At 49.3% G+C, this 10,451-nt stretch carries 10 protein-coding genes; all 10 read left to right on the forward strand.

The genetic code is table 11. The features are described 5' to 3' along the window. Positions 1 to 37: 37 nt before the first annotated feature. Positions 38 to 1,024, forward strand: coding sequence for an ADP-glyceromanno-heptose 6-epimerase (gene rfaD / locus T518_RS06740; protein ID WP_036377275.1), 987 nt, complete (start codon positions 38 to 40; stop codon positions 1,022 to 1,024). Between the two features lie 70 nt (positions 1,025 to 1,094). Next, positions 1,095 to 1,601 (forward strand): D-glycero-alpha-D-manno-heptose-1,7-bisphosphate 7-phosphatase, encoded by a 507-nt coding sequence (locus tag T518_RS06745; protein ID WP_036377277.1) that lies wholly within the window; start codon positions 1,095 to 1,097, stop codon positions 1,599 to 1,601. A 210-nt stretch (positions 1,602 to 1,811) separates the two neighbouring features. Then, the gene (locus T518_RS06750; RefSeq protein ID WP_248617167.1) at positions 1,812 to 3,764 is read left to right on the forward strand and encodes an LTA synthase family protein; all 1,953 of its coding nucleotides are present in this window, start codon (positions 1,812 to 1,814) and stop codon (positions 3,762 to 3,764) included. Positions 3,765 to 3,932: 168 nt separating this feature from the next. After that, a complete protein-coding gene (locus T518_RS06755; RefSeq protein ID WP_036377308.1) occupies positions 3,933 to 4,832 on the forward strand; it encodes a VirK/YbjX family protein in 900 nt (299 codons plus the stop codon). Positions 4,833 to 4,850: 18 nt separating this feature from the next. Beyond that, positions 4,851 to 5,606, forward strand: coding sequence for a glycosyltransferase family 2 protein (locus T518_RS06760; RefSeq protein ID WP_036377281.1), 756 nt, complete (start codon positions 4,851 to 4,853; stop codon positions 5,604 to 5,606). A 3-nt stretch (positions 5,607 to 5,609) separates the two neighbouring features. Beyond that, the gene (locus tag T518_RS06765; protein WP_036377282.1) at positions 5,610 to 6,758 is read left to right on the forward strand and encodes a glycosyltransferase family protein; all 1,149 of its coding nucleotides are present in this window, start codon (positions 5,610 to 5,612) and stop codon (positions 6,756 to 6,758) included. A gap of 428 nt (positions 6,759 to 7,186) precedes the next feature. Further along, positions 7,187 to 7,957 (forward strand): AAA family ATPase, encoded by a 771-nt coding sequence (locus T518_RS06770; RefSeq protein ID WP_036377284.1) that lies wholly within the window; start codon positions 7,187 to 7,189, stop codon positions 7,955 to 7,957. A gap of 177 nt (positions 7,958 to 8,134) precedes the next feature. Beyond that, on the forward strand, positions 8,135 to 8,395 hold the full coding sequence (locus T518_RS06780; protein ID WP_036377288.1) for a hypothetical protein: 261 nt from the start codon (positions 8,135 to 8,137) through the stop codon (positions 8,393 to 8,395). An 86-nt stretch (positions 8,396 to 8,481) separates the two neighbouring features. Continuing rightward, positions 8,482 to 9,471: a glycosyltransferase family 2 protein gene (locus tag T518_RS11610; RefSeq protein WP_072003585.1), complete on the forward strand. Its 990-nt coding sequence runs from the start codon at positions 8,482 to 8,484 to the stop codon at positions 9,469 to 9,471. 514 nt (positions 9,472 to 9,985) lie between these two features. Then, the coding region (locus T518_RS11615) for an O-antigen ligase family protein (protein WP_162177212.1) at positions 9,986 to 10,451 on the forward strand (466 nt) is incomplete at its 3' end.

Below are 10,451 nucleotides of genomic sequence, written 5' to 3' on the forward strand. Positions count from 1 at the left end.
AACAGTCACTTAGTGAACTTATACAGGAGGAATCCACATGATTATCGTAACAGGTGGTGCCGGTTTCATCGGCAGCAACATCGTCAAAGAACTCAACCGCCGCGGCCGCACGGACATCCTGATCGTCGACGACCTCAAGGACGGCCAGAACTACAAGAACCTCCGCGGCCTGCAGTTCATCGACTACCAGTACAAGGACGACTTCCTTCAGAGCATCGAGGACGACGACTTCGACGGCACGGACATCGACGCCGTCTTCCACGAGGGCGCCTGCTCCGACACGATGGAGTACGACGTCAACTTCATGATGCGCACGAACTACGAGTACTCGAAGTCCCTGCTGCACTTCTGCCTGCAGCACCGCATCCCCTTCATGTACGCCTCGTCCGCTTCGACGTACGGCGGCGGCAAGAACGGCTTCCGCGAGGGCGACGCGTGTGAGGACGCCCTGAATCCGTACGCCTTCTCGAAGCTCGCCTTCGACCGTTACGTGCGCCAGGTCATGCCAGAGGCCCACAGCCAGATCGTCGGCCTCAAGTACTTCAACGTCTACGGCCCGCAGGAGCACCACAAGGGCAAGATGGCCTCCATCTTCTACCAGCTCTACAACCAGATCAACGAGACGGGCAAGGCGCGCCTGTTCCGCGGCTGGGGCGAGATTGCCGGCAAGCCCGTCAAAGACGGCGAGCAGCGCCGCGACTTCGTCTATGTCAAGGACGTCGTGCGCGTCAACCTCTGGTTCTGGGAGAACCACGGCCCGTCCGGCATCTACAACTGCGGCACCGGCCACGCCCACAGCTACAACGAAGTAGCGCAGGCCGTCATCAAGGCCATGGGCAAAGGCGAGATCGCCTACCGCGACTTCCCGGAAGTCCTCAAGGGCAAGTACCAGAACTACACCGAGTCCGACACGACGCATCTCCTCGCCGCCGGCTACGACCAGGGCTTCACCGACATGGAAGAAGCTGTAAAGGAATACGTCGACTTCCTCAACCAGGGCGGTTATTTTGAGTATGGCAAATAAAAAGCCTTCCCCTGTGGCAGTATCTTCGGCGCGTAAAGCCTTCCCCCTTGGGAAAGGTGGCGGCCGCAGGTTGACGGATGAGGCCCCCCGAAAGGCCGTCTTTTTCGACCGCGACGGCACCCTCAACGTCGACATCCACTACCTCCATTGCCCCGAAGACTTCGTCTGGATCCCCGGAGCCAAGGAGGCCATCCGCTACGTCAACGACCGCGGCTACCTTGCCATCCTCGTGACGAACCAGTCCGGTGTCGCCCGCGGCTACTACCCCGAGAGCGACGTCCGGCGCGTCTACGACTGGATGAACTGCGAGCTCCAGAAAGTCGGCGCCCACCTAGACGCTCTCTACTACTGCCCGCACCACCCCGAGGGCACAGTGCCCGCCTACACCAAGGCCTGCAGCTGCCGCAAGCCTGCCACCGGCCTCATCGACGCCGCCTGCGCCCGCTTCCACATCGACCGCGCGAAGTCCTACTTCGTCGGCGACAGCGACGGCGACATGCTCTGCGCCAAGAACGCCGGCCTCAAAGGCCTGCGCTACGAGGGCGGGAGCCTGCTGGAGCTGGTACAAAGCATCTAAAACAAATAGCTTGTAGAAAAAGAATCATGTTCAACATGGTTCTTTTTTGTTGCAGAAGCCAGCGTTATCGATTAAACTATAGAGTAGTTGCTCCAAGCAATTATATAAGGCATAGTAGAGGTGAACTCCATGTTTTCATTGTTTTTTGACGGGATACAGCAGGATTTGCAGATTGCAATATTTCCGCCTGTCCTGTGTACATTGTTCCGTTTGATTTTCATTGAAGTCTATCGTCCCAAGAAGAACCCTTTTGGCGAATGGCGCAAGTGGCTGGCCTGCTTCCGCTATGGCTTCTGGTGGGGCATGGACTTCAATGCGTACGTTTTCTTGCTGCTGGTCCTTTTCGTCAGCCTGCCGGGCGCGTTCTTGCCCGCTTACTTTGCCATCGGCGATACGATACGGCAGGCCGCCGTCACAATCTATGCCGTGGTGCTCTACACCGCTTTCCTTGGCAAGATGATCTTTTACTATCATTACCACGACATCTACAACAGCACACTCTGGCTGGGCAAGAAGGCCGAGAAGCACAATCTGCTGGACATCTTCTTTCACCAGAACCACGGCGTCCTGCTGATTCTCAGCTACATCCCGTACACGCTGTTCTGCTGGTGGGCGGGGGAAGCATTTCTCTCCATCCCGCAGCTGACGTACTACCTCGTACCGTCAGGAGCCCTGCAGATTGCCATCAACACAGCCATCGTGATCGGCATAGCACTCCTGTTTTACTACTTCCGCTACGGTGGCACGCTGATCCACGACAATAAGCCGGAGTGGGACACGATCCCGAGCATCGTCAAGGAAGACATCTTCATGGCGCGTGCGACGGTAGATGATCTGATTGCACTCGAGAACGTGCTCAAGCATCCATTGCAAGAGGGCCTGAGCCATACCGATGAGGAAGATGAGCCCGTCATCGACGCCATCATGCCCGATGCGATGAAGGGCGGCAAGTGGAAGGAACTCCAGAATCCTGCCGAAGCCTTCGTGCACGAGGCAAAGGGCGCACGCATCAAGAAGCCAAAACACATCTTCTTGATCGTGGGCGAGAGTTACGCGCAGATGCCGCTCGACGATATCTACAGCGACTACCACATCATGGACGGTGCCAAGGCGTTTCGCCAGGACCCGCATACGGTATCGCTTAACAACTTCCTGCCAGCCGGCATGATCTCTCGCCCTGCCATCGTCAGCCTGATGACGGGCATCTTTGATGCGAAGCTGGAGCTCAACGAACGCGAGGATTTCTGGCATGGCACACTGGCCACGACATTGCCCAATCAGCTGCGCAAGCTGGGCTACCGCTCCATCTACTGGTACGGCGGCAATCCCACGTACGGTAACTTCGACAAGTTCGGCCCTGCCGTTGGCTTTGACAAGGTCATGGGCGCTACAGAGTTCTGCCCGCCCGACTCGCCGAAGACATGGGTGGGCGTCTACGACCACATCTTCCTGCAGCATGCAGCAGAGCTCATCCAGGAACTCGATGACGATACGCCGACCTTCCACTACATCTACACGACCTCGAATCACGGTCCCTACAAGATGCCGCTCAAGAAGCTCGGCTTCGATGCCGACGCAGTCCTCAAGGACTTGCCGGAGTCGGTGCGGCATAACCACAAGAAGCAGAAGGTCTTGGGCACTTATTGGTACAGCGATAAAGCCATCTCGGACTTTGTGGCGGAGATGGAGCGCGTCTACCCAGACGCCCTGTTCATCGTGACGGGCGACCATGCGAGCATCCCGATTCACCCGGGCGATACGCTGACGCGCCAGGATGTCACCCTGCGCGAGCAGTTCTGTACTTCCTTTGCGATGCACCACCCAGAGCTCACACAGGACATCCTCTCAGGAAACACGATTGGCGGCCATATGAACATCATGCCGACCATCTTCGAGCTGATTGCTCCTAAGGGATTCTCGTACTATTCCCTCGTGCCATCGCTGACGGAGCCAATCGACCACGTTGTGACGCCGTATCACTGGCTCACCAAGGAAAACGTGGGCTCAGCGCAGACGCCGGTATATCAATCCACTGTCGCTACGGATCAAGAGGTGCCGACAAAGGAGAGTACGGGCATCCGCTATGCGGATGAGATTGCCGGTGTTGATGCCTTGACAGCCTGGATTGTCCGTCATCCAGAGATGTTGAGCAACTTTCGTTGAAGGCCGAAACTTCTCGCAATATAGCTAAGATTAGGCATTGTAATAGAAAACCCTGTCGCAAGATAGGGTTTTTCGTTTGCTATTTGCACAATGGACTTGTTTAGAGTAAACTTATGATAAGAAGGATGACGAGGTTATCTTGTAGAATACATATAAGGAATGGAATGCATGCTGGATTATATAAGATTAGGAAAGAAAATATACAATACAGAAAATCCGCGCGAAGCCAGACGCATGGTGGTCTTCGTTGGGCGCTGCTTGTTGAACATGAGACGCATGAAGCGTCTGTATCAATTTTTTACGAGCGATGCGCTTCTCGGCAAACTGGCAGAGGAATATCCTTTTGTCTACGAGCAGCCGACGCGTGCTTTCTTCTACAATAAGTCGACGTTTGATGAGCGTGCCAAACTTGTCGAGCAGCATATGGACTACTTGTCGAAGCATCTCAAAGCAGATGTATTCCTAGGTCTTTATGGGGATGAGCACTACATCCTCTGGGAAAGCCATGATGAAGGTGGCCATCTGCGCTTCGAGCTGTCGTATCATCCCGGCCAGCGTAAGGAAGGGCTCTTGTCCGTTGTCCTGTGCCTCGACGAAGCAGACCTCTACCAGATGATGTTCTGGATTGCGCCAAACAAGGCTGGTGAGTGGGCACTCTGGATCGGTGCGATGCAGGGCCCGAACATGGAGAACGCCAAGGACATCGTCAAGAAGGTCACGAAGCGTTGCCATGCCTATCGCACGAAGAACTTCATCCTGCACGCGACACAGGAGACGGCCAAGGCCCTCGGCCTCAAGCACATCTATGCTGTCACGAACTACGGTTACTATGCGAACAACCACATCCGCCGCGACCGCAAGCTCAAGACGAGCTTCAGCGACTTCTGGAAAGAGTCGGGCGGCCGTCCGTGTGCCGACCAGCGCTTCTACGAGCTGCCGATGACGGAATACCGCAAGACCATGGAAGAAGTCCCGACGCGCAAGCGCGCTAACTACCGCAAGCGCTACGCCCTACTCGATGAAGTCGACGCTTCTATCGCAGAGAAGGTCCATGCACTGTTGAAATGACGAGAGAACGAGGGAAATATGAGCTCACTAGCTATCTTGATCCTGACGCGCAATGAAGAAGAGAATATCATCTCGGTAGTGGAGAACGCCAAGAAGTGCACGGATGAGGTCATCATCATCGACTCGGGCAGCACGGACCGTACTGTTGACTTGGCAAAGGAGCACGGCGCCAAGGTCAGTTTCCGCGCCTGGACAGATGACTTTTCAGCGCAGCGCAATTTTGCACTCGAGCAGACAAATGCCGATTGGGTGCTCTACCTCGATGCCGATGAACGGCTCAATGATGCGCTCATCGCTGAGGTTAAGCACATCGTCGCGTCCGGCAAGATGGATGCGCAATACGCCATCACACGTAAATCCGTCGCCTTTGGCGTGACCTTCAGCTACGGCGTACTCTATCCTGACCATGTCCTGCGCATGTTCCCCCGCGAAAGCGTCACTTGGGTCAACAAGGTCCACGAACACCCCGAGTGCCCGCTGCCCGCCAAACGCCTGCCGGGCTACATCGAGCACCATACCTATAAGGACTGGCATCAGTGGGAAGAGAAGCTCTGCCTCTATACGACCATTTGGGCAGAAGATGCCTACCGAAGAGGGAAACGAACGACTTTGCCAGGAATCTTTACCCATAGTCTGGGCGGCTTTTTCAAGATGTTCTTTGTTCGGAGAGGTTTCCTGGACGGGTATCTCGGCATGTACATGTGTTGCAATCATTTCTTCTATACGATGCTTAAGTATTTGAAACTGCACGAATTGCAGAGAAGAGGAGCCTAATTTATGAGGATTGCGATATTAGAATCCATCGTTATGCCTGCTGGCCATGAGGTAGAATTTGACCGCATTCTCGTAGAAGAATTGAAGAAGCAGGGGCATGAGCCAGTGTTCTTTGTGCCGGAACACTTTCCGTTCAAGCTCGACTATCACTGCGATGTCGAGTATCTGGCGGGCGGCGAAGCGATATCGTATGCGGGTGTCGGCAGGATCAAGCGGCTCTGGCTGTCATTCCAGAGGGAACGCCGCCGCCTGGCTTGGTTCAACAGCGCCTGTGAAAAGGCGAAGCAGGGCTATTGCGATGCCATCGTCGTGCCGACGAACAGCTGGCGCGTCATGCGCTCGGTCCGGAACAGCGCCATCAAGAACAGCCCTGTCCCGGTCCTGTTCCTATTCCATGGTATCATGCCAAAAGACAGAGAGCGCTTCTGCGATGGTGTCAAGAGCCTCCGGGCTTACTCGAATATCCATCTCGGCGCACTGGGCTTGCAGACGTCGTTCCCCGAGCTGTCTGATTGCCCAAACTTCCATACAGTCATGGCACCAGTCTACATCCCGTTTGATTTGCCGGTCACACCAGAATTCCATGTGCACGAGCCGCTGCGGCTCGGCTTCTTCGGGCAATACCGCCGCGAGAAGAATCTCGACTTTTTCCTGCAGGCATTTGTCAAGGCGACCTTTACGAATCCCGTCGTGCTCACGGTGCAGGGCGCTACCGTGACGCAGGCCGACGGCGACGACTTCGAGCGCTTGAAGCGTGAGTATGCATCGTACGATAATATCCGCTTCCTGCACAAGAACCTCTTGGGCATCGAATGGCAGCGCGAGCTCATGGACATCGATGTTCTGCTCTTGCCATACGGTGCAGAGCGCTACCGCTATCAGCCGAGCGCCATGTTGTTCACCGCAATCGGCTATTACAAGCCCGTCCTGCAGTCTCCCGAGATGAATCCCGAGATTCTGAGCGAGTTCAAGATAGGTGAAGCCGTCAAGCTGGATTCAGTGGATGTGTTCTCCAAGCAGTTGGAACACTTCGTCAATACCTTCCCACAAAAGGCAGAGGAATACCGCCAAGGTCTGATGGGGGCAAACGAGAAATACGGACAAGATAAACTGATTCAGCGGATTGTGGGAATCCTGTCGAGAAAATCTTGAGAGAAGGTGAGAGGATGGAAGAGATACAGCACTTGCATGTGCGTGACTTTGGGCCTATTCAGTCCTGTGATATCGAAGTATAGCGATTGACCGTGCTGACTGGGCCACAAGCGAGCGGCAAGAGCACTTTGGCGAAGTTGATTTACTTTTTCAAGATTGCCAGACAGTATATACAATCGCAGGATTCATCATCTTCACAGGTGGACAAGGGGCTTCGCTCAGTATTCCTGCGGATCTTTGGCGATGTGACAAGCCTTTCCGATGCGATGCAGGTCCGCTATACTTTTGCAGATGGGCATTGGCTAGAAGTCATTAAAGGCCAGCATCCTCAAACCCATTCGCAGACAGTATTATTTCACTACAGTCAAGATATTCGCTAGTTGACAGGGGAGAAGATGGAGACTGTTTACATCCCTGCAGGTCGCAGTATGATCACCCTTCTGAGCGATCAGCTCCCGGTGCTCTTCACTGATCCGAACCGTCAACTGCCCGCATTGGATTACTGTACCAATGCATACATCCATGGGATTTTGTCTCTGCGCCAGTCCTTTGCCAATGGCTTAGAAGGCTTATTGAAGCAGGAGATTGAAACGACCGATAAGCATTTGAATCTGCCTGTGCTGAAACATATGATGCAGCTGACAGAGAAAATCCTCAAAGCACGTTACTGTTACCGCGCAAGCGAAGAACAGCTCTTACTGGACGTAGACGAAACAGTCAAATCCATCAAGGTCAATTTTGCCTCTTCGGGTCAGCAGGAGACCGTATGGGCCTTGAATCTGCTCTTTTACTATTTGCTGGAAGATAAGCCGTCATGTATCATCTTGGAGGAACCGGAAGCGCATCTCTATCCGGATTCGCAGAAATACATGGCAGAAGCTCTAGGGACTTTTGCAAATGTTGGCAATCAGGTTATCGTCACGACACATAGCCCCTATATTCTGGGCGAGTTCAATAATCTGCTGTATGCTGCTGAGATACGTTCGGCTGACGCACAGCGTGATGCAATCGTGCCGTCTTGTGAGATGTTAGATGCATGCTGGACAAAAGCAGTCCATGTCATCAATGGCCAAGTCATCGATGGCATGGATGATGGTTTGATTGACAATAGTCTGATTGATGGAGCTTCTGACATAATCAATGATGAAAATGATGCGTTGATGGAACTCAAGTGGCAAACGGAGAAAGATAATGGGTAAGTTAGCAAGTTTCAGTCCCTGTGCAGCGAACGGCAGTCAAAAATCGTATCACAAGACAGAGAAAGTCGAAATCCTTGCAAACACGTTGCTGTCAATAAAGATCGCTCACACGTTGCACAATATCAATTGGATGGTCAGGTCTTTACAGGACATGAACAACGGTGTGATTTTCTAGTTATGAATCAGGATAAGAAGTCCGCATATCTGATTGAACTCAAAGGCTCTAATATCTTGTATGCTATGGATCAGGTAATTTCTGCAGAAAAGTTATTAAAAGGAGATTTAGCTACTTATTCCATATTCTATCGTATTATCTATCGGAGCAGGACACAAGAGGTCAGAAAAAGCCGTATTATTCGCTGGAGGGAAAAAGAAGGAAAGAGGGATGGGATTCCTATCGTTATCCTTAAAGAAAAGCAGCTTGAAGAATCAATTTAAATAGGATGAAAGAATAAAATAGATACTTATTTGAAGAGTGGAGACATTTCTTTTTTCGATAGTAAACGTGATGCAGAGGGATTATGATGTATTGTCCGTTAGTTAGTCTCATTATACCAGTATATAATACAGATAAATATTTAGAGACATGTTTGAAATCGATAATAAATCAAACATATAAAAATATTGAAATTATAGTGATTGATGATGGATCAACGGATTTTTCAGCGGCTATATGTGACGTATATAGAGATAAAGATTCTAGGATACAAGTAATACATCAGCCCAATCAAGGTATTGGTGCATCAAGAAATCATGGCTTGGATTGTGTCCATGGAGATTATATGCTCTTTGTTGATTCGGATGACTATATTGAAACGACCTTAGTCGAAAAAGCAGTAGCATGTCTTCAAAAAGAAAAGTATGATGTGATTTTTTTTGGATATGATGAAATTACGAACCATGGAATAAAAAATTCAGTGATGAACTTTGATACTTCTTTTGATATACGGACCATACAAGAGTATGTACTGGTCGATCGGATTACAAACTTTTTATGGAATAAGATGTATCGAAGTGAACTTTGGGAAAAACTTCGCTTTCCTGTTGGATTTCAATATGAAGATTTGTTTATACATCCATCACTCTTTTTGAGAGTTCGTACATTCACCATTGTACCGGATATTTTGTATCATTATAATAGATTGAACGATTCTTCAATTACAGGGAAAAATAATGAATTTTCTTCTTGGGGACGATATAATAAATTTTTGGCATATGAAGAACATGAACGTGTATCAAAGTTATTTTCATATAAAGAAGGAGAGGAATGGGCTATTTCTCGTTGCATCCATGAAGGAATCAAGTCTTTGTATATTGATTATCATAGTGTAAGGTGTCTATCTAAGCAAGAGAGGCAAGATGTTTTAGATTATTTAAAGACACACAAATCGACGCGTATCAGTTTTAAATATAAGCTCCTTCAGCTTATGTCAAAATATTTTTTGACTGGATTAAAGATATACAGTCATATTCGGTATTTTCAAGTGAAAGCAAAAAAGATTAGAGAAAGGTAAGCTTCATGCTGATAAGACAAAATATTTACGAATCAGTTATCCTTTTTTTGTATATCTTTTTCTGCCTATCAAGATGTTCAAACGCGGGGTATAGTATATTTTCGGTTATTGGAGTACTAGTAATAATATTTTTAATCAAGAAGAGGATTGAATTTAATTTTAATCCAATCAGAACCTTCCTTATATATTATGTAATTTTCTTTTTATCATTATTTTTGGCCGCTATGTTATATGGGGATATTACTGTTGTTCATTCAACATGGAAGTATTTCCTTTGGACATTACCGTTTTGGATAGTATTCCTTCTCGAATCGAAGGAATTTCGTCCTGACATTTTTGATGGTGCCTTATCTCTCGCGTTGATTGCTATTTTCCTGAGTATCGTACCACAATTAAATACGCAATATCGTGTCGATGGCTATTTTGGAAAGCCGACGCTTTTAGGAACAGAATTAGCGATAATAGTCCCTGTTATAATTATAATAGCAGTGTATAGATTTAAACAAAAAATCTTATGGGACGTGTAATGCTGATAATACCTACATTTTTAGGCGTATACACGTTGCTTATGACAAAGACTAGAGGTGCAATTATTGGTGTATTGATAGGTGGAGTATTATTAGCGGCTTTATTATATAGTATCAAAAAGAACAATGTAAAGAAAACAGTGTTAATGATTTTAGTAAGTCTTGCTATAGTAGGATGCATAGGAGCAGTTACTGTGCAATCTTTTCATCGCAGTTATGATTATGAACGAGTTTTACTGTTGAAATCTAGTTATGCGATGTGGGAAGATCATAAACTGTATGGTGTTGGATTTAGACATTGGGCGCGTGAATATCCTAATTATATATCTCCCGCAGCAAGGGAACCTGACTTAACAATTCCGCATAATGTGATAGCTAGTTTCTTTGATGAGACAGGTATCATTGGTGGATTCGGTTTTCTGTTATTGGTGTTTGGTACCTTGATTATTTTAG

Source organism: Mitsuokella jalaludinii DSM 13811 (genome assembly GCF_000702905.1).
GTDB lineage: Bacteria > Bacillota > Negativicutes > Selenomonadales > Selenomonadaceae > Mitsuokella > Mitsuokella jalaludinii.